Source organism: Candidatus Limnocylindrales bacterium (genome assembly GCA_035571835.1).
Taxonomy (GTDB): domain Bacteria; phylum Desulfobacterota; class Binatia; order UBA1149; family CAITLU01; genus DATNBU01.
The window spans coordinates 61,694-85,130 of record DATNBU010000027.1 but is presented as its reverse complement, the minus strand read 5'-3'; the positions used below and the strand labels follow the sequence as shown (position 1 = coordinate 85,130).

At 65.7% G+C, this 23,437-nt stretch carries 17 protein-coding genes; 9 read left to right on the top strand and 8 right to left on the bottom strand.

Annotation, left to right across the window (positions count from 1 at the left end):
• Positions 1 to 50: 50 nt before the first annotated feature.
• Positions 51 to 1,610, top strand: coding sequence for a hypothetical protein (locus VN634_11040; protein HXC51411.1), 1,560 nt, complete (start codon positions 51 to 53; stop codon positions 1,608 to 1,610).
• A gap of 121 nt (positions 1,611 to 1,731) precedes the next feature.
• Here VN634_11040 and VN634_11035 read toward each other — a convergent pair whose 3' ends face one another.
• A complete protein-coding gene (locus VN634_11035) occupies positions 1,732 to 3,831 on the bottom strand; it encodes a M12 family metallo-peptidase (GenBank protein ID HXC51410.1) in 2,100 nt (699 codons plus the stop codon).
• Between the two features lie 360 nt (positions 3,832 to 4,191).
• Here VN634_11035 and VN634_11030 point away from each other — a divergent pair, with 360 nt between their 5' ends.
• Both VN634_11030 and VN634_11025 read left to right on the top strand, forming a co-directional pair.
• Complete coding sequence (locus tag VN634_11030) at positions 4,192 to 4,740, top strand: sigma-70 family RNA polymerase sigma factor (protein HXC51409.1); 549 nt, start codon at positions 4,192 to 4,194, stop codon at positions 4,738 to 4,740.
• A complete protein-coding gene (locus VN634_11025; protein HXC51408.1) occupies positions 4,737 to 5,579 on the top strand; it encodes an anti-sigma factor in 843 nt (280 codons plus the stop codon). The genes VN634_11030 and VN634_11025 overlap by 4 nt, the downstream gene beginning before the upstream one ends.
• Before the next feature lie 13 nt (positions 5,580 to 5,592).
• On the opposite strand, the gene VN634_11020 is transcribed toward VN634_11025, so the two are convergent.
• The 4 genes from VN634_11020 to pap all read right to left on the bottom strand — a co-directional run bounded on the left by VN634_11020 (position 5,593) and on the right by pap (position 10,021).
• Positions 5,593 to 6,618: a hypothetical protein gene (locus VN634_11020; protein ID HXC51407.1), complete on the bottom strand. Its 1,026-nt coding sequence runs from the start codon at positions 6,616 to 6,618 to the stop codon at positions 5,593 to 5,595.
• 372 nt (positions 6,619 to 6,990) lie between these two features.
• Positions 6,991 to 7,587, bottom strand: coding sequence for a 2-hydroxychromene-2-carboxylate isomerase (locus tag VN634_11015; protein ID HXC51406.1), 597 nt, complete (start codon positions 7,585 to 7,587; stop codon positions 6,991 to 6,993).
• 94 nt (positions 7,588 to 7,681) lie between these two features.
• Positions 7,682 to 8,413, bottom strand: a complete 732-nt coding sequence (locus VN634_11010; GenBank protein ID HXC51405.1) for an SDR family oxidoreductase — start codon at positions 8,411 to 8,413, stop codon at positions 7,682 to 7,684.
• 129 nt (positions 8,414 to 8,542) lie between these two features.
• Positions 8,543 to 10,021, bottom strand: a complete 1,479-nt coding sequence (gene pap / locus VN634_11005; GenBank protein ID HXC51404.1) for a polyphosphate:AMP phosphotransferase — start codon at positions 10,019 to 10,021, stop codon at positions 8,543 to 8,545.
• Between the two features lie 188 nt (positions 10,022 to 10,209).
• Here pap and VN634_11000 point away from each other — a divergent pair, with 188 nt between their 5' ends.
• Both VN634_11000 and VN634_10995 read left to right on the top strand, forming a co-directional pair.
• Positions 10,210 to 11,415, top strand: a complete 1,206-nt coding sequence (locus tag VN634_11000) for an efflux RND transporter periplasmic adaptor subunit (GenBank protein ID HXC51403.1) — start codon at positions 10,210 to 10,212, stop codon at positions 11,413 to 11,415.
• The gene (locus tag VN634_10995; protein ID HXC51402.1) at positions 11,412 to 14,579 is read left to right on the top strand and encodes a multidrug efflux RND transporter permease subunit; all 3,168 of its coding nucleotides are present in this window, start codon (positions 11,412 to 11,414) and stop codon (positions 14,577 to 14,579) included. Before VN634_11000 ends, VN634_10995 begins: the two co-directional genes overlap by 4 nt.
• A gap of 80 nt (positions 14,580 to 14,659) precedes the next feature.
• Here VN634_10995 and VN634_10990 read toward each other — a convergent pair whose 3' ends face one another.
• From VN634_10990 to VN634_10980, 3 genes are all read right to left on the bottom strand, one after another.
• Entirely contained in the window at positions 14,660 to 16,996 is a 2,337-nt protein-coding gene (locus tag VN634_10990; protein HXC51401.1) for a hypothetical protein, read from the bottom strand.
• A gap of 334 nt (positions 16,997 to 17,330) precedes the next feature.
• Positions 17,331 to 17,957, bottom strand: coding sequence for an outer membrane beta-barrel protein (locus VN634_10985; GenBank protein ID HXC51400.1), 627 nt, complete (start codon positions 17,955 to 17,957; stop codon positions 17,331 to 17,333).
• A gap of 223 nt (positions 17,958 to 18,180) precedes the next feature.
• The gene (locus tag VN634_10980; protein ID HXC51399.1) at positions 18,181 to 18,951 is read right to left on the bottom strand and encodes a glutathione S-transferase family protein; all 771 of its coding nucleotides are present in this window, start codon (positions 18,949 to 18,951) and stop codon (positions 18,181 to 18,183) included.
• A gap of 34 nt (positions 18,952 to 18,985) precedes the next feature.
• Between VN634_10980 and VN634_10975 the strand changes: the two genes are divergently transcribed.
• From VN634_10975 to VN634_10960, 4 genes are all read left to right on the top strand, one after another.
• Complete coding sequence (locus VN634_10975; protein ID HXC51398.1) at positions 18,986 to 19,720, top strand: hypothetical protein; 735 nt, start codon at positions 18,986 to 18,988, stop codon at positions 19,718 to 19,720.
• A 611-nt stretch (positions 19,721 to 20,331) separates the two neighbouring features.
• Positions 20,332 to 21,540 (top strand): efflux RND transporter periplasmic adaptor subunit, encoded by a 1,209-nt coding sequence (locus VN634_10970; protein HXC51397.1) that lies wholly within the window; start codon positions 20,332 to 20,334, stop codon positions 21,538 to 21,540.
• Positions 21,540 to 22,277, top strand: coding sequence for an ABC transporter ATP-binding protein (locus VN634_10965; GenBank protein HXC51396.1), 738 nt, complete (start codon positions 21,540 to 21,542; stop codon positions 22,275 to 22,277). The genes VN634_10970 and VN634_10965 overlap by 1 nt, the downstream gene beginning before the upstream one ends.
• A complete protein-coding gene (locus tag VN634_10960; GenBank protein HXC51395.1) occupies positions 22,274 to 23,437 on the top strand; it encodes an ABC transporter permease in 1,164 nt (387 codons plus the stop codon). The genes VN634_10965 and VN634_10960 overlap by 4 nt, the downstream gene beginning before the upstream one ends.

Sequence of the window (23,437 nt, the reverse complement as noted above, 5' to 3'; positions counted from 1 at the left end):
AAGGGGTGACCCGCACAGTGATGTTCCGTTCCAGCCGACGCGCCGCAGCCGTGTACCTGATTTCCTGCTCGATCGCGGGGAGCGCGACGCTTTCTGCCGCAGCCACCGGCCCGTACACGGGACCGCTCTACAACCAGGTCCGCGCCAAGTCGTCGCACAACTCGTACCAGAGGATCGAAAGCATCGGCGACCAGCTCGTCTACCATCGCGTGCATTCGCTCGAGCTCGACATTCACATGACCGGCACCGCCGGCGACTTCCAGGTCTTCCACGACTCCGACAGCACCAACAACCGCTGCCGGACGCTCAGCGGATGCCTTCGCAACATCACGGCCGAGCACGACGTCAACCCGAACCACGAGGTCATCACGATCTTCATCGACCTGAAGGAAGCGTTCACGGCCGGTCACGACCGCGCGACGCTCGATGCCGTGCTCGCGGCCTGGCTCGGCTCGCTCGCGAAGAAGCCGGCAGACCTCATGGCAGAGTGTCCGGCGGCAACGACGCTCCAGCAATCGGTCAAGGGAACGTGCCGCTGGCCGAGCCTGACCGAGATGACGGGCCGCTACTTCGTCGTGCTCACCGGCAACATCGACCAGTATGCGAGCACCGCCGGCGCCGCGATCGATCCGGCCCGCATGGCGTTCGTCGCCGGCAACTGGGCAACCCAGAGCACGCAGAGCTTCCGTATCTTCTTCAACCACGACGGCGTCAATGCGGCCGAAAGCCTGGCCATCAACAGCGCGGGCTTCGTCGGCCGCTGCTACAACCTCAACGACAGCGCGAGCTTCGCGGCCGCCAAGGCCAACGCCGTCCATTTTCTCGCGACCGACAAGGTCAACTACCACCAGGACACGTGGGCAGAGACGCACAACTCCAACCTGTGGCCGTTCGAATGCATCACCGGCACGTGCCCGACCGCAGCCGAAACTGCGGCCAACGGCATCTCGCTGCTCGTCAATACCGAAGACATCGACAACAACGCCGACTCCGGATTCTTCTTCCGCGAGATCGGCCCGTCCACCGGCAACATCGACGTCAGCGGCAACTGGTCGTACTGGGAAGCCAATATCTCGCAGTCCGAGTCGCACGTCGGCGCCCAGATGACCAAAGGCTGCCTGATGGCGCGCGCCGGCCGCACCAGCACGACGACGCCGTACTTTGCCGTGTGCACGACCGGCGACGACAATCAGCCGCGCATCCAGTGGCGCACCGGAACCGGAACCGGCTGGGGAACCACGTCATACTCGACCGAGCAGCTCGGCGTGAACTCCGAAGGCATGACGTTCTTCCGGCTGCGCTGCAAGTCGACGGCAACGACCAATACGACATGCGAAGGCTACGTCTCGCCGAACAATCTGAACTGGTATCTGATCGGCTCGGCGAAGACGTTTGCGACGCAGCTGAAGTACCAGGGAATCGCAGCCAGCTCGCACGGCACCGGCCTGCCGCGCAAATTCTACTTCGAGCGCCTGCGGAAGCAGGTGCCGGGCTTCTCGTGGGAATACCTTACGGCCGCTAGCCCCGGGTTCAGCAACGTCGTCGGCACCGTCTACTCGTCGAGCCTGTTCAACGGGCTAGGAACGACGTCGCAGCCTGGACCGAACTGAGCCGCCGGCGAACATTCCCCGCGGAATGTCGGGCGATGGCGGCCGCTCGCTCGGCTCGGGAACCCGAAGCACCCACACAAACCTGCGAAGAGCCATTCTCACTCCGCGCGCTTCGATCTGCTCAGTTGCAGGTGCCCGCGTTCTTGCCCTTGGTGCGGCACGATCCCGAGCAGCACTGGCTGCCCGCCGTGCAGCTGACTCCTGTCGACTTGCACACGCACGCCGGCAGCGTGCTGCAGGCGGCGTCGAGACAATCGATCTTGCCGTTGCAGTTGTCGTCGAGGCCGTTGCCGCAGGTTTCGCTGGCGGCCGCGCAATCGGTCGCACAATTGGAACAGTTTTCCGACGCTTGGCAGATGTCGTTGCCGCAGCAGTAGCTCGTCGGCACCGACGGCACGGTCGTGCAGGTGCGCCCGCTCGCAGTGCAGCGGCTGTCGCTGCACGGGATCGGACCCGAGCCCGAGCCGTCGCCGCAGCAGTAACGGTTCTGCGGCTTCCCGCCCTGCGTGCCGTTGCAGTCGGACGGACACGACACGCAATCCTCGCCGTTGCCGGCTTCGCACTTCCCGTTGCCGCAGACGGCACCGGTAGTCGAGCCGCCGATGCAGTCGGAAGGACATCCCGTGCAGTCCTCTCCGGCATCGCAGATGTGGTTGCCGTTGCATGGCGGGCAGCTGAGGCAGCCGGTCTTGTCGTACGCGGTGCACGTCGAGTTGCACGCGAGCGTTCCGCCGCCGGAGCAGCCTTGCTGCGTGCACGTGCCGCCGCCGAGAGCGGTACCGTCGCAGAATTCACCCGCGTTGATGACGTTGTTTCCACAGTTGCTGCACTGGGACGTATTGAAGGTGCACGTGGCCGAGCACGAGAGTGATCCGCTGACGAAACCGCGGCTCGCGCACGTCGCGCCGGCCAGATTGACGCCGTCGCACTGCTCGCCCGCATCGAGCCTTCCGTTGCCGCACGTCGGGGCGGCAAAGCAGGTCGGGAACGACGCAGCCTGCGAATTGACGAACGCGGCCATGCGGCTGGCCTCGCGGCCGGGAAGCGTGCCGCATGTATGGCCCTCGCCGAACGTCATCGCGATCGCGCCGTAGCCACCTTGCTGGTGGCAGTAGCTCATGATGGTTCCCTGGCCGCCGCCGCTCGTGAAGAACGGTGTCGGCGACGTGCACGACGGCAGGCCGACGGTCGCGCCCGCCTGGCAGCCGGTCCAGCAGTTGTCGATCGGCAGCGCACTGCCGCCGATATTGCAGTAGTCGTGGGCGTGCGGGGAATTGAAGTTGTGGCCGATCTCGTGCTGCATCACGTAGATATCCCAGACCACGCTCGCGGGATTGTGGCTCTGGTCGCCGTCCCAGTTGAAGTTCATGCCGAGGCTCGACGAAAGGCCGTAGTCGGCCGAGCCGCCGCTCAGGTAATTGTCGCAGAGCACGCCGATATACGCGATGCCGCCGCCGAGATTCTTTCCCGACAGCATCTGCACGAGCGTGCGACCCACGCTCTTCATGTTCGCATTCCAGTAATTGCTGAGCTCGTCCAGCAGCGCGCTCGTGCTTGCGGGCGACGTCGAGTACGGATCGTTGTCCTCGGTAAACAGGCGCGTGAAGCCGATCTGCATGTCGGTGTTGATTTCGCGCGAGTAGGTTACGTCGGCGTAGCCGACGAGGTCGGCCATGTAGTCGAGCGCATTGGCCGTGTTGTTGAACTTTGCGTAGTACTCGTAGTCGGTCTCGATCGCGATGTTGGCGACATGCGGCTGGTCGAGGACCGTTCCGCTCGTGAGCGAGGCAGCCGAATCGACGTCGACGCCGAGCCGTTCGCTCGGCGAGAACCGGTCGTCGTTCCCGCACTCGAACGCCGGGACGTCGTCCATCTTCACGCTTCGCGAGTGAAGCCCTCGCTGGCTGCGTCCCTTGCCGACGAGCCACGTGTGCCCGCCCTTGTTCACCGTGCCCTGAATCTCGCCGCTCTCGCGAATCGAGATCACGGCCATGGAGGAATCGTCCCCGCTGACCTTGCCGCGGAAGTACGCAGTGGTCGGCACCGCTGCGCGCTGGCCGTCGATCTCGATGACTGCGTCCGGTCGCCACACGTCGAAGCGTTCCAGGTCGAGCGTGGAAGCGATCGCCTCGCCCTGGAGCATCACTCCCTTGACGACGAGTTGACCGCCTTTGGCGAGACCCCGGGCCGATGCGGCAAGCGCACGATTGCCCGCCCTCATTTCGAGTTTGCCCGCGGCCCGCGCCGCCGTCGGTGCCGCGATCACGAGAAATGCGAAAGACGCGGCCGCCAATCCGCGGCAACGAACATTGAGATTTGTCACCTGGAACCCCCTGAGCCGGACAGACGCAGCCCTCGCAGACGCCGTCCCCCGTCCGAAGCAACACCGTGCCATGCCGGGGGGTGGCCAGCAACAATTTTTGAAGCGCCGACGACGTTCGCGACGAATCGACGATGTTGCTTCGTCCCGAAACTGAACCCGTCAAAAGTTACCCGACGACCACTGGTGTCGGAGGAAATTATCTGCTTCCTGCAATCCGTCCGGCCGGCTGATCCGTACGGGAAGGAGGAAGAGCAGCGTTTGCCCAGAGCAGACCTCAAGGAAGATGTGGCCGACTCCGTGCTCGTCACTCGCGTCCGCTCCGGCGACGAGAAGGCGATGGCGCAGCTCTACGACCGTTATTCGCCGGTCGTTTACGGCGTGGCCTCGAGGGTGCTCGGCAATGCCGAAGCCGCCGAAGACGTCCTGCAGGAGGTGTTTCTGCAACTCTGGCGCACCCCGGAGTCTTTCGAAGCCGGGCGCGGCAGTCTTGCCGGCTGGCTCGCGATGATCTCGCGCAACCGCGCGGTCGACATCCTTCGCAAGCGCCGACCGCAGGTCGACATCGACGACATCGACGTCCCCCTCGTCACCGACTTCGCCGAATCGGCCGACAACGGAAGATTCCTCGGAAAGATCCGCGGCGTGCTCGAGAACATTCCTGCACAGCAGCGCAGCGCGCTCGAGATGGCGTTCTTCGACGGGCTGACTCACACCGAAATCGCACAGAAGACCGGCGAGCCGATCGGGACGATCAAGACGCGCATCCGGTCGGCGGTGCTTCATCTTCGGGAGGCTCTGAGCGTATGACGACGCACGAGCAGTATACCGAAGACCTTACCCTCTACGCGCTCGGGGTGCTCGACGGCGCCGCACGCATCGCGCTCGAGCGCCATCTCGCGAGCTGCGCGGAATGCCGCGCCGAGCTCGAGCGCCTTCGCAGCGACGTCGCACGGCTGGCGCTGTCGCAGTCGGATGCAAGCGCGCCTGCGCGCGCGCGCGAACGGCTTCTGACGGCGATTGCGAACGAGCCGAAAACGACGCTCGGGCCGAAGGTCATGCCGCTCGCCCGCCGTTCGGCGTGGGGGCCGGTCGGCTGGGTGGCGGCCGCAGCCGCCGTGCTCGTTGCTGCCGCGACGTGGGAGAGAAGCAACGTTCTCGAACAGCGTCAGAGCGTTCTCGAGCAGCAGCATGCTGCACTCGAGCAGCAGCGGATCAGCCTCGAAAAGCAGCTTGCGGAGCTTCAGACGAAGTACGTCGAAGGCCGCACGGAGATTGCGAAAGCGCGCGAGATGCTCGCTGCGTTCACCGCACCCGGAGCCAGGCACGTCACGCTGGTGTCGACCGAGGAGAAACCGCAGCCGCAGGGCAAGGCGATCTACGTTGCCGAGCGCGCGAATCTTCTGTTCGTCGCAAACAACCTGCCGCCGCTTGCGGCAGGCAGTGCATACGAGCTGTGGCTCATTCCGCCGGACGGTGCGCCGCTTCCTGCCGGCGTGTTCACGCCGGACGCCCAGGGCAATGCGGTCGTGATGAATCCGCCGCTACCTGCGGGAACCGGTGTCAAAGCGTTCGCCGTTACAGTGGAGCCGGCCGGAGGCTCGCCGGCGCCGACGACCAAGCCGATGCTGGTGGGAGCGGCGACGTAACTCCGAAGTCGCGTCAGTGGCGAGTGCGAAGCAGTGACCCATGATGGCGCGACAACGCCATTGACGTCGCCGGCATCGTCGTGGTCGTCGTCGGCTCCGTCAGCGTCGTGGTCGGCTCCGTCATGGTCGTCGTCGGCTCGGATAGCGTGGTCGTCGGCTCGGACAGTGTCGTCGACGTCGGTTCGGCGAGCGTCGTCGTCGCCTGGCCGAGAGTCGTCGTCGGTTCGACGAGCGTAGTCGTCGGTTCCGCAAGCGTGGTCGTCGGCTGCGAAAGCGTCGTAGTCGTTACCTCGGCCAGCGTCGTCGTCGCACCGGGGAGCGTCGTGGTCGCGACCTCGCCGAGCGTCGTCGTCGTGTTGTTTCCCAGCGTCGTCGTCGGGAGCGACTGGATCGTCGTCGTCGAGCCCTCGACGCCGCCGCACTCTTCGCGGCAGCTTCTACCCTCGTCCTTGCATGTCTGAGCCGTATCGTGTGCGCCCGACGTGCAGCTCCTGATGCAGCTCTGGCGATCGGTGCCCTTCGCACACGCTTTGATGCAGTCGTTGCCGCCCGACGCGACGTCGTGTGCGCACTGGCCGAGCTGCTGCCCGCACTGGCCGAAGCAGCTCGCGGAATTGTCCTGCCCGGCATTGTTGTCGCCGCTATCGTCGCCGTCCGATGGCTCCTGTGACGGATCGTCGGGCGGGTTCGACAGGTCGTCCGGCGGATTGTCGGACGAGTCGTCCGACGGCTCCTGCGGCGGGTCGGCAATGCCGAGCTCGCAGTTGAGGACGCAGCTCGAGATGCCGCTGCGACACGTGCTGCGCGACGTCGTCTTCACCTCTTTGCAGCCGCCGATGCACGCGGCCAGATCCGCGCGCATGGCGGTCGACCAGCACTGGTCCCTGCAGTCCATCATGGTCGGATGAATCGCGGCAGTGCATGCCTTCGCGTCACGGCGGCACTCGCGGTGGCACGGGGCCGCCAGGGCCTGGCTCGAAAGGGCAAGAGCGATCACCGCGGCCGAACACGTGAGGCGCCAGACAGAACGTGTGCTCATGGTCGAGTCTCCTCGGAAGGCCGCGAGGACCGCGGCTCAAGGAATCAGCGTACGAAGGAGCACCCGAGCGACAATGCATCGAGCGAGTTTTTTCACTTTCTCGACCCGATCGCGGGATCGAACCGCGAAGAAAGGCTGCCAACAGTGACACAGGCTTCAACCGATCGGGCATCGCGCCGCGCGTGTGAAGCAGAGCAGTTGCGGGTTCCATGCGGGCGAAAGTGCATCATCGACTGTGCCAGTTCTTATGGGAGGGCGAATACGAACAGAGCGCTTCCGTACGTCGCTCCGGACATGTCGGGCGAAAATTCCTTCGGCCAGCCGCCCCATCCCGTCGGCACGGCGACATACTGCCGGCCATGAACCGACTCGTCAGCGCGCCCGCAGCGCCTCGCGCACGAAGTCGAGCCGGTCCTGTCCGAAGAACAGCTCATCGCCGACGAACATCGACGGCGCACCGAAGATCCCGCGCGCGACCGCATTTTCGGTCTCGGCCTTGAGCGCGCCCTTTACTTTTGCGTCGGACGCCATCGCGAGAAGCTCGCCGGCGGGCAGCCCGCTCTCGTCGAGAACCTGCGAGAGAACGTCGAGGTCTCCGAGATTGCGGCCGTCGACCCACATCGCGCGGAACACGGCGCCAAGAAAACGGTCGACATCCGCCGGCCGCGACACCACCACGCCGGTCGCAATCCGCATCATCGTCAGCGTGTTGATCGGGAAATGCGGGTTGAACGCGAACGGCACGTCGTAGCGGCGCGCGAAACGTGCCAGATCCGCGCCCATGTAGGCGCCCTTGGCCGGAATCGTCGCCGGCGACGCGTTGCCGGTCGCCTGGAATACGCCGCCAAGCAGCATCGGCTTGTAGATGAGCATGGCGCCTTCATCGGCGCACAGCTTCGGGAGCTGAGTCCATGCGAGATACGTCGTCGGGCTGCCGAAATCGAAATAAAACTCGACTGTCTTCTGCATGGCGGTCACCGGCTTTCCCCTTCTCTTACGTTCGCTGTCACCAGCTCTCGATTCCAATGTTCGCTGTCACCAGCTCTCGATTTTACGTTCGCTGTCACCAGCTCTCGATCCACGGTCGCAGGTCGAGCTCGAAGGTCCAGGCGTCGCGTGGCTGCTTGTGGAGATTCCAGTAGTTCTCGGCGATGTGATCCGGATTGAGGATCCCGTCCTGGTCCTTCTGCGCGTACCTGGCCGGGAAGTTGTCGCGGATGAACGCGGTGTCGATCGCTCCGTCGACGACGACGTGCGCGACATGGATGTTCTTCGGGCCGAGCTCGCGCGCCATGCTCTGGGCGAGCGCGCGAAGCGCATGCTTGGCGCCCGAGAACGCGCCGAACCCTGCCGAGCCGCGCAGCGACGCCGTGGCGCCGGTAAACAGGATCGTCCCGCGTTCGCGCGCAGCCATGCGGCGCGCAACCGCCTGCGCCGTAAGGAACGCCGAGAAGCACGCCATCTCCCAGATCTTGAAATACTTGCGCGGCGTCTCGTCGAGGATGCTGCTCGGCACGTTGGCGCCGATGTTGAAGACGTAGACTTCGATCGGTCCGATGCCGGTCTCGATGCGCTCGACGAGCTCCGCAACCTGCTCTTCCTTTCGCGCATCGGACGCGAAGCCTTCGGCTTCGCCGCCGGCTTCCCGGATCTCGCGAACGAGCGGCTCGAGCTTGCTGCCGTCGCGGCGCGTAACGCATGCAACGTAGCCTTCGCGCGCAAAACGACGCGCGATGGCGCCGCCGGTCGAGTCTCCGGCGCCGATGATCAGCGCGGCCTGTTTCTGTGCGGCCATGCGGCCGACATTTCGCGGCACGCGTCGAGAGTCAAGGCGGGCGCAGATGGCGACCGCCACGCTCCGTCGATCGCGAGTGGAACGGCGCAGAGCGGCGCCCGCGCTCCGTCGGTCCACGACTGGAACGGCTCAGGGCGCCGCTTCGATCCGCTCGCAGATGCGGCGCAGGACCTCGACGCGCGCGTGCAGCTTGTCGTTGGCGGCGATCAGGTCCCACGGGGCTACGTCGGTCGACGTCTGCTCGATCATGTCGCAGACCGCGCGCTCGTACTCCGGCCACTTGTCGCGATTGCGCCAGTCTTCCTGCGTGATCTTGAAGCGCTTGAACGGAATCTCCTCGCGCTCCTTGAATCGGCGGAGCTGCTCCTCCGGCGTGATGGCAAGCCAGAACTTGAGCAGCACGGTGCCGCTCTCGGCAAGCTGCGACTCGAAGTCGTTGATCTCACTGTAGGCGCGCATCCAGTCGGGCTCGGCAGCAAACCCTTCGACGCGTTCGACGAGAACCCGCCCGTACCACGAGCGGTCGAAGATGACCGCGGCGTCGTGCCGGGGGATGTGCCGCCAGAAGCGCCACAGGTACGGTTGCGCGCGCTCTTCGTCGGTCGGCGCGGCAATCGGTATCACGTGGTAGGATCGCGCATCGAGCGCCTGCGTCACGCGGCGGATCGCGCTGCCCTTGCCGGCGGCGTCCATTCCCTCGAAGACGACGATCAGCGAACGCCGGCGCATCTTCTTCGACCGCATCAGGAGCGCGAGTCGGCCCTGAAGCGATTCGAGCTTCTTCGAATACTTCTTCCTGGGAAGCGTGGCCGTGTAGTCGAGCGTGTTCAGCAGATCGCGGCCGTCGATTGGCGGCTTGGCAACGGCGGTCTGGGAAACGGTCGGCGGAGCTGCGCTGCCGGCTGGCCGGCAGCGAAGAGCGTCCAGCAGCAGGTTGCCGGCAGTCAACGCGCGGTACTCGTCGTCGGATCCGTCGATCACCTGCCACGGCGCAACGCCCGTGCTCGTCATCCGCAGCGCTTCCTCGCTGGTCTCGCGAAACTCGTCGAAGTGTTTGAATCGCTTGCGCTCGACCGACGTGACACGCCACGCCGTCCTCTTGTCGGACGAAAGCTTCTTCAGACGATCGCGCTGCGCCGATCTGGAAAGATGGAACCAGAGCTTGACCAGGACCGTGCCTTCGGCCGCCAGCATCGTCTCGAGCCGGCGGATGCGCTCGAGCTCGCGCTCGAACTCCGCGCGCTTGCTGCCGTGCATCACGCGGTCGAGGATCGGCTGCGTGTACCAGGAGCCGAACAGGATGCCGATGCGGCCTTTGGGCGGCAGCGCCTGCCAGAAGCGCCACATCGGCGGACGCTCGGCTTCCTCTTCGGTCGGTTGACCGAACGCATGCGCATGGATGTGACGCGGATCCATCCACTGATTGAACAGGTTGACGGTCTCGCCCTTGCCGGCGCCGTCTGCACCGGCGACGAGGACGACCACTGGAATGTGCGCCGCGCGCAGCAGCTCGTACTGCGCTTCGAGCAGGGACTGCCTGAGCGCCGGCTCCTCTCGCTTGTATTGTCCCTTCTCCAGCCGGTGGCCGATTTCTGCGGATTCGAACATGCGACGGCTCAGGTATGCGACTGCCGCAGACACGACAAGCGTTACGCGACAGCTTGACCACCCCACGCAGGTGAGGCTCGCGCGCGCGGGCTTGCGGCTGGCACGCTGCCTGCAATACCTATCTGAAGGTGCCACGCTTCGGATCGGCACCCGAAGCGCAAGTTATCCTGGCCACTCTCGAGGTTTCTTTGCGATATCGCGGCAACATCCTCCGACTCCTTTCCATCGACCTGCTGCTGATCGCAGCCATGTCGGCGTGCAGCCGCCCTGCCCCGCCGCCGCCGCCCGCTCCAAAAGTCACCATTGCCCAGCCGATCGCCAGGGAAGTCACCGAATGGGACGACTACACCGCGCGCCTCGAAGCCACCGATTCGGTCGAGGTCCGCGCGCGCGTCAGCGGTTATCTTCAGGCGGTTCTGTTCCACGACGGCGCGATCGTGAAGAAAGGCGATCTGCTGATGCTGATCGATCCGCGGCCGTATGAGGCGACGCTGCGCAGCGCGGAAGCCGACCTCGCGCTTGCAAAATCCCGGCTCGACATTGCCGCCAAGAATCGTGCGCGAGCCAACGAGCTGATCCGGAGCCACGCGATCTCGCAGGAAGACGCCGATATCCGCGAATCGAATCTTCACCAGGCCGAAGCGAACGTCGAGCAGGCCGAGGCCGCCGTCGACGCGGCAAAGCTCGACGTCGAGTTCACGGAAATCACCGCGCCCATCGGCGGCCGGATCGGCCGCCGCCTCGTCACGCAGGGCAACCTCATCAGCGGCGGCAACGGCGCCCAGAGCACGCTGCTTGCCACCATCGTCTCGCTCGATCCGATCTACGCGTACTTCGATGCCGACGAACGCGCGTACCTCAAGTACACCCATCTCGCGCAGACGGGAGAGCGCCCGAGCTCGCGCGAGCATCGCAATCCGGTGTGGGTCGGCATCGGCGACGAGGAAGGCTTTCCACGCGAAGGCTCGATGGATTTCGTCGACAATCAGCTCGACCCGTCGACCGGAACGATGGTTGCGCGCGCCGAGCTGCCGAATCCGGACCTCAGGCTGGCGCCCGGGCTGTTCGCGCGCCTGCGTCTGATCGGAAGCGGAAAGTTCCAGGCCGTGCAGATTCCCGACGAGGCGATCGTCAGCGACCAGTCGCAGAAATTCGTCTGGGTCGTCGACAATGAGAACCGTGCGCAGTACCGCAAGATCCAGGCGGGAGTGCTGATCGACGGGCTGCGCGTCGTACGCGACGGACTGTCGACGGACGACTGGGTGATCACGAGCGGCATCCAGCGCGTCAAGTCGGGCCAGCCCGTCGATCCCGAGCGCCAGAAGATCGAGCCTGCACCGTCGCCGGCGGCAGCCGCGGCTCCGCCCGCGCAGCCGCAAAGCGCCGGCCGATGAACATCTCGAGCTTCTTCATCGATCGCCCGATCTTTGCCGCGGTGCTGTCGATCGTCACGGTTCTGCTCGGCGGCATCGCGTACACGACGCTGCCGGTCGCGCAGTATCCCGACGTGGTCCCGCCGACGATCCTCGTACAGGCGTCCTATCCCGGCGCATCGCCGCAGGTCGTCGCAGACACCGTCGCGACGCCGATCGAACAGGAAGTCAACGGCGTCGAAGACATGCTGTACATGTCGTCGCAGAGCACGACCGACGGCAACATGACGCTGACGATCACGTTCCGGCTTGGCACCAACCTCGACAAGGCCCAGGTGCTCGTCCAGAACCGCGTCGCGATCGCCGAGCCGCGCCTTCCGGAAGACGTTCGCCGCATCGGCGTGACCACGCTCAAGTCTTCGCCCGACCTGCTGATGGTCGTGCACCTGCGCTCTCCGTCCAAACGTTACGACCAGCTCTACATCGGCAACTACGGGCTGATCCAGGTGCGCGACGTGCTCAAGCGCATCGACGGCGTCGGCGAGGTCACGATGTTCGGACTTCGCGAGTACAGCATGCGCGTCTGGCTCGATCCCGGACGGATGACGAGCCGCGACCTCGCGGCCAGCGACGTCGTCGCCGCGCTCCAGTCGCAGAACATCCAGGTTGCGTCGGGCGTGATCGGCCAGCCGCCGGTCCCAGCCGGACATGCGTTCCAGATCCAGGTGACGACGCTCGGACGCCTGCTCGAGCCGGAGCAGTTCGAGAACATCATCGTCAAGACCGGCGCCGACGGCCGCGTGACCCGCGTTCGCGACGTCGCGCGCATCGAGCTCGGCGCGCGCGACTATTCGGTCAACAGCTACCTGAACAACGAGCCGGCGGTGGCCATGGCGGTCGCCCAGCGCCCCGGCTCGAACGCGCTCGCCACGTCGGACGCCGTCGAACACACGATGAAAGAGCTCTCGAAGAGCTTCCCGGAGGGCATCGAATACGCGATCGTCTACAACCCGACGGTCTTCGTCCGCGAATCGATCAACGAGGTACTGCATACGCTGTTCGAAGCCGTCGGGCTGGTCGTGCTCGTGGTCCTGCTCTTCCTGCAGACGTGGCGCGCGACGCTGATTCCGCTGCTTGCGATTCCGGTCTCTCTCGTCGGCACCTTTGCGGCGCTCGCGCTGTTCGGTTTTTCGCTGAACATGCTGTCGCTGTTCGGGCTGGTGCTCGCCATCGGCATCGTCGTCGACGACGCGATCGTCGTGGTCGAAAACGTCGAGCGCCACATCGCCGAAGGGCTGTCGCCGCGCGACGCCGCGCGCAAGGCGATGGACGAAGTGACCGGCGCAGTCATCGCGATCGCGTTCGGCCTGTCGGCAGTGTTCGTTCCGACGGCGTTCCTCGGAGGAATCTCCGGCGCGTTCTACCGTCAGTTCTCTCTGACGATTGCCGTGGCCACGATGCTCTCGGCGTTCAACTCGCTGACGCTCAGCCCGGCCATGTGCGCGCTGCTGCTGCAGCCCCACGGCGCCGAGAAGGACTGGTTCGGCAAGCTGTGGGATCGACTGCTCGGGCGCTTCTTCGCGGCATTCAACCGCGGGTTCGAACGCATGACGGGTGCGTACTCGCGCGGCGTCGCATGGATTACGCGCCGCGGACTTGTCGCCCTGGCGGGCTACGCCGCGCTTCTGGTGCTGACCGTCATCGGATTTCGCGCGATCCCGACCGGCTTCATTCCGGCGCAGGACAAGGGCTATCTGATCGCCGCGATCCAGCTTCCCGACGGCGCGTCGCTCGAGCGCACCGATGAGGTCGTGCACCGCGCGGGCGAGATCATCCTGGCGACCCCCGGCATCAACTTCGCGGTCCAGTTCGCCGGGTTCTCCGGAGCGACGCGCGCCAACAGCTCGAACGCCGGAGCGATCTTCATCGGGCCGAAACCATTCGAGGAAAGGACCCACGGCCCGAGCGCGGTCGAGCTGATCGGCACGCTGCAGAAGCGCCTTTCGGAAATCACCGATGCGGACATCTTCGTGATTCCGCCGCCGCCGGTGCAGGGCCTCGGAACCGGCGGCGGCTTCAAGCTCCTCGTGCAGGACCGCGAAGGCCAGGGGCCGCGTGCGCTTCAGGCGGCCACCGACGAATACATCGACGCCGCGCGCCACAATCCGGATGTCGCACGCGTGTTCACGACGTTCCGCGCATCCACCAGCCAGCTGTTCGCCGACATCGACCGCGTCAAGGCGCGCAAGCTCGGCGTTCCGCTCGAGAACATCTTCAACACGCTGCAGGTCTATCTCGGCTCGATCTACGTCAACGACTTCAACCGCTTCGGTCGGACGTTCCAGGTGCGCGCGCAGGCCGAAGGCCGATTTCGTGCCGAGCCCGAAGAAGTGTGGGGCCTCAAGACGCGAAACACCGCAGGCGACATGGTGCCGCTCGGATCGCTGCTCGACGTCAAGTGGAAGAACGCGCCGGATCGGGTGGTGCGCTACAACATGATGCCGTCGGCGGAGGTCAACGGCGACGCCGCACCGGGCGGAAGCCAGGGCACGGCGATCGCGACGATGGAGCAGCTTGCCGACCAGACCCTGCCGCGCGGGATGTCGATCGCGTGGACCGACATCGCGTACCAGGCCAAGCTCGCCGGCAACACCGCGATTTTCCTGTTTCCGCTGTGCGTGCTGTTCGTCTTCCTCGTGCACGCCGCCGAGTACGAGAGCTGGTCACTGCCGCTCGCGATCATCCTGATCGCGCCGATGTGCCTGCCGTTCGCGCTGTTCGGCAACTGGCTGCGCGGGATGGACAACAACCTCATCACGCAGATCGGCTTCATCGTGCTGATCGGGCTTGCGGCCAAGAACGCGGTGCTGATCGTCGAGTTCGCAAGGCAGCAGCAGGAGGACGAAGGCCGGGACCGCTTCGCGGCGGCAGTCGAGGCCGCGCGTCTTCGCCTCAGGCCGATCCTGATGACGTCGTTCGCGTTCATTCTCGGCGTGCTGCCGCTCGTCAGCGCGACCGGACCGGGCTTCGAGATGCGCCGGTCGCTCGGGACCACGGTCTTCAGCGGAATGCTCGGCGTGACGGCGCTAGGCCTGTTCCTGACGCCGGTGTTCTACGTGCTGCTGCGGCGGTCGCAGCGGGCGCCGCAGCCTGCGCCGGCTACTCTTGCGGAGCCGGCATCGTAAGCGGGTCGCTTTTTCGGATCTCTCTCAGGATCTCGTGGCCGCCGCGCGTCTCCACGAAGCCGCGGCTGCCAGCCGCCACGTTACTGCAGCCCGCCGTCGTAATCCTTCGGTGCGAGCTTCCAGTGTCCGACTTCGCCGGACCATGTTGCGGTCACGAAGCCGACGTCGTCGCCGAGGTAGGCCTGCGTCGTCATCTCGGGAAGCGTCGCGCGCGAGAAGTCTCCGTAGGCTTCGACGCGGATTCCGTAGCCGACCACGCCGGATTCGGTGCGAACCCGGATGCTGAGGCGCGCAATGCCGCCGTCGCGCTGGACGGCTTCCTTGTCGCTCGCACGGTACGCGTAACGCTTGGTGCTCCTGGCTTCGATGTCGGCGGGCTTTACTTCGGCGCGGAAGATCTCGCCTTCGGCGTTGATGAGCGTGACGACGAAGCCGTCGCGCAGCGGATCGACGTCCGACATCGGGATCATCTTGCCGTGGAACGCGAACCGGCCCGGACCGTCGGCCGAGCGGTCGACCGACCGGTCGCCGCCGGTCGGGAACGAGATCACCGCCGGATCTCGGCTGAGCACGACGCACGAGTTGCGCAGCACGCAATCGACGTCGCAGCTGGCCACGCCCATTTCGCAGTCGGGGTCCGCGCAGTCGATCAGGCCGTCGCCGTCATCATCGATGAAGTTGTCGCAGATCTCGTGGTCGCACGGATCGCATTCCTCGCCGCACGCGGCCTCGAGCACGCAGTTGCCGCACGACGTAGTGTCGCCGACGTGCACGCACATGTCGGCTGCCTCCGAGCACGTGTCGGTCGTGCACGTGATGTCGTCGGAGCAGACGACCGGAGTTCCCGGGTGACAGCCGAACAGGGCGTCGCAGACCTCGGCGCCGTTGCAGAACAGGCCGTCGGTGCAGCGCTCGTCATGCGTCAGGTGGCCGCAGCCGTGGGTGACTTCGTCGCAGAAGTCCTGCGTGCAGTCGACGTTGTCGGCACAGTTGGGCGGCGTGCCTTCGTGGCATCCGGTCAGCGGGTTGCAGCTCTCGATTCCGTCGCAGAACAGGTTGTTGCTGCACAGCGAGTGGTCGGCGGTGTGCGAGCAGCGGTCGTTCTGCTCATCGCAGACGTCGACGGTGCAGGTGACGTCGTCGTTGCAGTTGGGCGGCGTTGCGGGCTGGCAGCCCTTGGTCGGGCTGCAGATCTCGATTCCGTCGCAGAACAGGCCGTCGCTGCAGGCCGCATTGCTGGGGGTGTGCGAGCAGGTGTCGTTCGATTCGACGCAGGCGTCGGTCGTGCAGTCGACGTTGTCGCTGCAGTTCGGCGATGTCCCGGGCTGGCAGCCCTGGGTCGGGCTGCAGACCTCGACGCCGTCGCAGAACAGGCCGTCGCTGCATTTCGCGTTGCTCGGAGTGTGCGAGCAGGTGTCGTTCGCTTCGACGCAGACGTCGGTGGTGCAGTCGACGTTGTCGTTGCAGCTCGGCCCGGTTCCGGGCTGGCATCCCAGGGTCGGGCTGCAGATCTCGATGCCGTTGCAGAACTCGCCGTCACTGCAGGCGCCGTTGTTGGGCGAGTGCGCGCACGTGTCGTGGGCTTCGTCGCAGGTGTCGGCCGTGCAGGTCACGTTGTCGTTGCAGTTCGGCGCGGTCCCCGGCACGCAGCCCTGGCTCGGGCTGCAGGTCTCGACGCCGTCGCAGAACTGGCCGTCGTTGCAGAGCGAGTTGTTCGGGTTGTGCACGCAGGCCTTGTTCGCTTCCGAACAGGAATCGGCCGTGCACGAGATGTTGTCGTTGCAGTTGGGCGGCGGGCCGGCCTTGCAGCCTTGCGTGGCATCGCAGACTTCGACGCCGTCGCAGAAGTTGCCGTCGCTGCACGAAGCGTTGTTCGGCGTGTGCACGCAGCGCAGCAGCAGCTCGTCGCAGACGTCGGCCGTGCAGGTCACGCTGTCGTTGCAGTTGGGCGGGGTGCCGGCCTCGCAGCCGGTTGCGGTGCAGACTTCCGTGCCGTTGCAGAACAGGCCGTCGCTGCATGCGCTGTTGCGCCTGGTGTGCGTGCATTTCTTCTGCGCTTCGTCGCAACGGTCGGCCGTGCACGCGACGTCGTCGTTGCAGTCGGGCGCGGGAGGGATGCGGCAGCCGTGGTTGGTGTCGCAGTACTCGGTGCCGTTGCAGAACACGCCGTCGTCGCACTTGAAGTTGTTCGGTATCAGCACGCAGCCGATGTTGTCCGCGTCGGGATCGTTCGGACTGCAGATGCCGTCGTTGCAGGGCTTGGCGCCGGGGTCGCACTGGTTTGCGCGGTCGCTGCAGTCGGCGTTCGACGAGCACGTGAACGCGAGCGCGGTTCCCGCCGGGACGGTCACGCCTGCCAGGACGAGGACCGCAAAGGGCGCGAGCATCCGGCGAAACGAGCTTTTGAAGACGTTCATTTGGTTAATGATCCCCGACTGCACGAACTTTCGCGCTGGCTGTGGACGGAGAGGCGACTGGCCAGACGCTCCCCTCGTCCTCTTACAGTGAACCCGCACCCGGAACATATGGGTTTATCAGGGTTCTGAAAAGGCTTTTCAGTGTTGCGCAGTGCGACATCGGCCGGCACGGCCTTGGCGAAATCTCTCGTTGAATGCGGTGCCTTGCGCGGCCCGGCGCCGGAGGCCGGCGGCGGTCGCGGCGAAAGGCTCGCCGTCCCCCTTCTAAAGCCGGAATGGAACCCCCGCTTGCGCGGGGATTCCATTCCGCATGGATCACAGCAGAAGAACCCGGTCAGAACATGAAGAATATGCCCGCGCTGATCAGGATCTGGTCGTACTTGGACATGGCCCCGGTCCCGAGCAGATAGTCGGTGCCGACAGTGACGCCGAAGTGCTCGACGATCGGAAAGTCCATGCCGAGACCGAATCTCGCAACGAAAGCGTGATTCTGATCGTGGGGAAGATCCGCCTCCCCATAACCCGCTCCGATGACTGCGTACGGCTCGAAATGCCCTTGGATCGGGTAGAACCGGCCGTTCAGCGTGACGTCCCAGGCATTGACGTCGCCGTCGAGCCGCCCGAAGCCGTCGATATGGTCGGCATCGTCGTACTCGCTGACCGGATGATCGAACTGGACTTCGGCTGCCGCCCAGCGATTGAAACGGCGTCCGCCGCGGACGTTGTAGCCCCACGCATCGTCCGCATCGCAGTGAAAGTTCTCGATTCCGTACAGCCCGGCCACACCGACGTACCAGTAACCGGGAGGAGGAATCTCCTCCGCTTCGACGGCCGGCGCAGGTGCAACGGCGGTCGGCATCTCTTCGGCTTCCTCCGGTTCGCCCCGCGCTCCGGCAAAGGCCATGGAAGTGGCACCCAGCAGAATGGATGCACACATGACGGACATGATTTCTCTTTTCACGATAGCTCCTCGAGATGTCTTCTCGGACTGATTTGGTCGTCCACGGGTGCCGGCGGAGCCGTCTGGCGGCCGGCACTTTCCCCTCCGCTTCGCCCCAAACACTATCGTCTTCGGACGCGGCGGTCGACTCCCCGGGTCTCCGGGGCAGCCAGGCCGGCCCGAGCCCTCCGGCGCCTCGGCAAACCCGCCCTGATCCGCATCCCGAAAAGCCCCGACGCCATCGTCAGGGCGAGCTTTCTTCGGCTCTGGTCCGATCGGCTGCTTCGAACTCGCTGATCTGGTCGGCCCTGGCCTTCTGGAATGAGGCGCGATCGGTTGCGCGAGCCACGTAGGCTTCGGTGGCGGGCCGATCTCCGAACGAGCGGACGTCCGGAACGCGCAAAACATCGGCCATCAACAGGTCTGCGACGGTGAAGCGCCCGGCGACGAGCCATTCGCGCTCGCTCAATACCAGTTCCAGCTGATCGAGGCGCTTGCGCACCCATTCGGTAAGATGATTCTTCTCGTCACCGCACATCTTCAGAAACCACCACGGTACGGTGACCATCTCGATCGAGTTGAGCGCAGCAATCGTCCATTGCACGGTTTGCGCTTCTCCGGCCGGATCGCGCGGCATCAGCTTTTCGCTTTTCCGGGCGAGATGCAGCAGGCCGGCGCCGCTCTCGAATATCTCGACTTCGTCGTCCTTGAGGAACGGCACCTGGCCGAATGGCTGCTGCGCGAGATGATTGGTCTCGCGGCCATCGAACGGAATCGTACGGACTGAGTAGCGCAGACCGGATTCCTCGCACGCCCACCTCAGCCGCAGGTCACGCACGAAACCACGCGGGCCTTCGGGAACCCAGTCGTATGTCCAGATGGTCAGCTCATTCATCGCAGCGCGTCCATCCTGCAGTTGAGAACGCAACTCCCCAAGGGGGCGCGGCGTCCGGTTTACCGAGCACCGCGTTAAGCCGGCACTTGCCAGCAATGCAAATCTGCGAACGCGGATCATTCCGCTTCCGGTGACGATGCGGTACTGTCGCGCGATGCGCCGAATCGTTCGCTTTGCAGCGGCCGGACTGTTCCTGCATGCCGCAGTGCTGTGCGGTGCGAGCCGGGCCGATGCGCGCGACAGCCTTCTGCTCGTCGGCAACAGCTTCACGAAAGGGATCAAGAGTCCGCTTCGCATGCTCGCACGATCCGCCGGACGCGACGTCGCCATCGGCGTCTCTGCTGCCGACGGCTTCACGCTGCAGGCCCACGCGGAGTCGCGTTCGTCGCTCGCCAAGATTCATTCGAAAGACTGGCAGACCGTCGTGCTGCAGGAACAGAGCGACGGCATCTCCGAGGAGCGCGGTTATCAGAGTGCGCGCGCGCTCGATCGCGAAATCGCCGGCCGAACGGTCTTCTTCATGACGTGGCGCGATCGCGACGCCGAGCTTGCCGATTACGACGACCTGCGCGGCGAGCCTGAAGGCAGCACCGGCTACGTTCCGATCGCGTTCGAGCTCGACGCCGCCGTCGCACCGATCGGCTGGGTGTTTCGCGAGATTCTACTTGCCGAGCCGGACGCCGAGCTGTGGAGCCGCGACGGGCACCACGCGAGCGAGCGCGGGCGCTATCTTGCGGCGCTTACCCTGTACGCGACGATCTTCCTGGAGAGTCCGGTGGGGCTATGGATGACGCCCGGGCTCAGCGAAGATCAGGCTTTTCACGACCAGCTTGTGGTCGAGCATGTCGTGTTCGACGATGCCGCCGGGTGGAACATCGAGCTGCCCTGATTTCCGGGGGATCTGCAATCGCGGTCACATATGACGCGGGACAGGCACGTCGGGCACATTCTTCTGCACGCGCTCCTGCACACGAACGCAGAATTGCCGATTGACGAAGCCTCATCCGCGCGCGCAGGATGCGGCCGTTCCGGACTGCAGCGGGTTGCGGCTCGGGATGCGATCGATCCCGGAGGCAGGAATGGCGAGAGCGGCGGCGACGTCTCGTAACAGGTCCGTTAGTCTGCACGCAGGCCTTCATCGTTCTTCCTCGATCTTTCTTTCGACCCCGGCCGCCTCGCCGTCGTGCGCGCGCTTGACGCCGATCTTCGGCCGGTCGGTCGCTTCGGCTGGCGCAGTATCGATGCAGGAACAATTTCAGGCTGAGGACGGCAGCGCATGAGGCGAAACCCCGGCACTCCTCCCGCGGGGAAATCACATTCTGTCGCTAATGCGGCTGCCGTCTTCTCTCCCGCTGCGTAATCAGAGCTTCCCGCCCTCCCCTTCGTGCAACGCTCTCGGCGAGTCACGCGAACGTTGGCGTCCTCATCCGATCCGCAGCAATCTTGCGAGCTCGACCACGCGCCATGGCCGAACAACGCGACACAGACCGGGCCCAGCTCGTGGACAGGCTCCGACTCGACCGCGACCGCTCGAGCGGTCGCTCCGCACCCGCGTCGTCGCGGCGCAGGCTTCTCGCAGCCGCCGCGGTTCTCGTCGCTGGCGGCGGGCTCCTCTGGTTTTTCACCGGCGTCAAGGAACGGCCGGTCGTCCGGACCGCCGTTGCGCGCGCCGCCGCCGAAGTTGCGGGCGACACCTCGGTGCTCGACGCCAGCGGTTACGTCGTCGCGCGGCTCGAGGCGACCGTCTCCTCCAAGATTACCGGCAAGGTCGTCGAGGTCCTGATCGAGGAAGGCATGCGCGTCGAAGCCGGCGCCGTGCTGGCCCGGCTCGACGACGCGGAAGCCAAAGCCCAGCTCAGCCTCGCGAAGGCCCAGCTCGAGGCCGCCCGCACCGAGGTCGACGTGCTTCGCGCCGACCTCGCGCAGTCCGAGCGCGACTATGCGCGCCAGGAGTCGCTGGCGCGCGAGAAAGTCGCTGCGATGCAGGACATGGAACGGGCGCGCGCGGCCCGCGATACGCTGCGGGCGCGCCTCGCCAATGCCGTGCAGCAGATCCAGGTCGCCGAGCAGTCCGTCGACGTCGCGCAGGTCCAGCTCGACAATACGGTAGTTCGCGCGCCGTTCTCCGGTGTCGTCGTCGAGACGGCGGCGATGCCCGGCGAGATGATCTCGCCGATTTCCGCCGGCGGCGGCTTCACGCGCACCGGCATCGGCACGATCGTCGACATGAATTCGCTCGAGATCGAAGTCGACGTCAACGAATCGTTCATCGGCCGCGTCACGGCGGGGCAGCCGGTCGAGGCCACGCTCAACGCGTATCCGGACTGGAAGATCCCGGGCAAAGTGATCGCGGTGATTCCGACCGCCGACCGCAGCAAGGCCACGATCAAGGTGCGCGTCGCGATCCTGGTGAAAGATCCGCGCATCGTCCCGGAGATGGGCGTGCGCGTCGCGTTCCTCGGCGCCGACCGCGAAGCCATCGCGCGCGGCGTATGGATCCCGAACGAGGCCGTGCTGTCGGAAGGCGGCTCCTCAGCGGTGCTCGTCTACGACAATGGAACCGTACGGCGACGTCCGGTCACGCTCGGCGAGAGCGCACAGAACGATCGCCAGGTGCTGAGCGGCGTCGCCGCCGGCGAGCGCGTCGTCGTCTCTCCCGGCGAGGGAATCGGCGACGGAAGCGCGGTGCGGCTGTCGGAACCGGGCTGATGGACGCGAACGGTCATCCGCGAGGCACCGCGGCGGACGTGCTCGTCGAGGTACGCGGCCTTACCAAGCACTACCACCGCGGCGGCGAGACGATCGAAGTGCTGCACCACGTCGACCTCGACATTCCGCGCGGAGACTTCGTTGCGCTGATGGGACCGTCGGGCTCCGGCAAGACGACGCTGCTCAACCTGATCGGAGGCCTCGACGTGCCGACCGAGGGCGTCATCGTTGTCGGCGGACAGAGGATCGACCGCATGACGAGCGGCGAGCTCGCGCGCTGGCGCGCGCAGAACGTCGGATTCGTCTTCCAGTTCTACAATCTGCTGCCGGCGCTGTCGGCGCAGCGCAACGTCGAACTGCCGCTGCTGCTGACCGACCTGCCGGCGGCCGAGCGTCGCGAACGCGCATTCATCGCGCTCACGCTCGTCGGCCTCGAAAACCGCGCCGGGCACAAGCCGCGCGAGCTTTCCGGCGGACAGGAGCAGCGCGTCGCGATTGCGCGTGCGCTCGTCTCGGATCCGCTGCTGCTGGTCTGCGACGAGCCGACCGGCGATCTCGACCGCGCCACGGCCGACGACATTCTTTCTCTGCTGCAGTCACTCAATCGCGACCACGGCAAGACCATCGTCATGGTTACGCACGACCCGAAGGCTGCCGACCACGCGCGCCGGATCGTCCATCTCGACAAGGGATCGATGCTCGACGCGCACGCGGCCGCAATCAGCCATCCGCAATGAAGTACTTTCCGCTGCTGTGGGCGGCGCTGTTCCGCCGCAAGACGCGCACGATCCTGACGCTGCTGTCGGTCGTGATCGCGTTCGTGCTGTTCGGTCTGCTGCAGGCGGTCCAGCTTGCGTTCGAAGCCGGCGCGGACACCGCCGATGCGAGGCGGCTGCTGACGATCTCCCGGTATTCGTTCATCGAGTCTCTCCCGCAGTCGTATCGCGGCCGCATCGAGCAGCTGCGCGACGTCACCGAGGCGGTCGGCTGCGACTGGTTCGGCGGCAAGTACCAGAACCAGAGCAACGCGTTCCCGGTGATCGCCGCCGATCCGGCCCGCTACCTCGACATGTACTCGGAGTTCGTCGTGCCGCCGGCCGAGCGCGAGCGCGCCATCGAGACGCGAACCGGCGCGCTTGCCGGCAAGCGCCTCGTCGAGCGGTTCGGCTGGAAGATCGGCCAGAAGCTGCCGATCAGCTCGGAGATCTATCCGAAGAAAGACGGCGACATGAACTGGGAGTTCGACCTCGTCGGCACGATCGACGCCGACGACCCGGCGGTGCGCGGCAACACCGACATGGTGCTGATCAACGCGGCGTACTTTGACGAAGCGCGCGCGACGGGCACGGGAACCACAGGCTGGTACACGATCCGGGTGAGCCTGTCGGCCGATCCGCACGCCGTCGCGCAGGAGATCGACCGGATGTTCCAGAATTCGCCGCACGAGACGCGCACGCAGCCCGAAAAGGAATTCGCGCTCGGCTTCGCCAAGCAGATCGGCGACATCGGCGTGCTCGTGCGACGCATCCTTGCGGCCGTGTTCTTCACGATCCTGCTGCTGACCGGCAACACGATGGCGCAGTCGCTGCGCGAGCGGATTCCGGAGATGGCAGTACTGAAGACGCTCGGGTTCTCGGACGCGCGCGTGACCGCGCTGGTGCTGGCCGAAGCCGGGCTGCTGATGCTTCTCGGATGCTCGATCGGCATGAGCTTCGCGGTCGGGATCATGCCGGCGCTCAACAGCTCGACCGGCGGTCGCTTCCCGCCGCTGTTCGTCTCGGCGTCCACGTGGCTCGCCGCAATCGCCATCGCGAGCGTGCTGTCGGTCGCCATCGGGCTTCCTCCGGCGCTTCGCGCGCGGCGCCTGAAGATCGTCGACGCGCTCGCGGGCAGATGA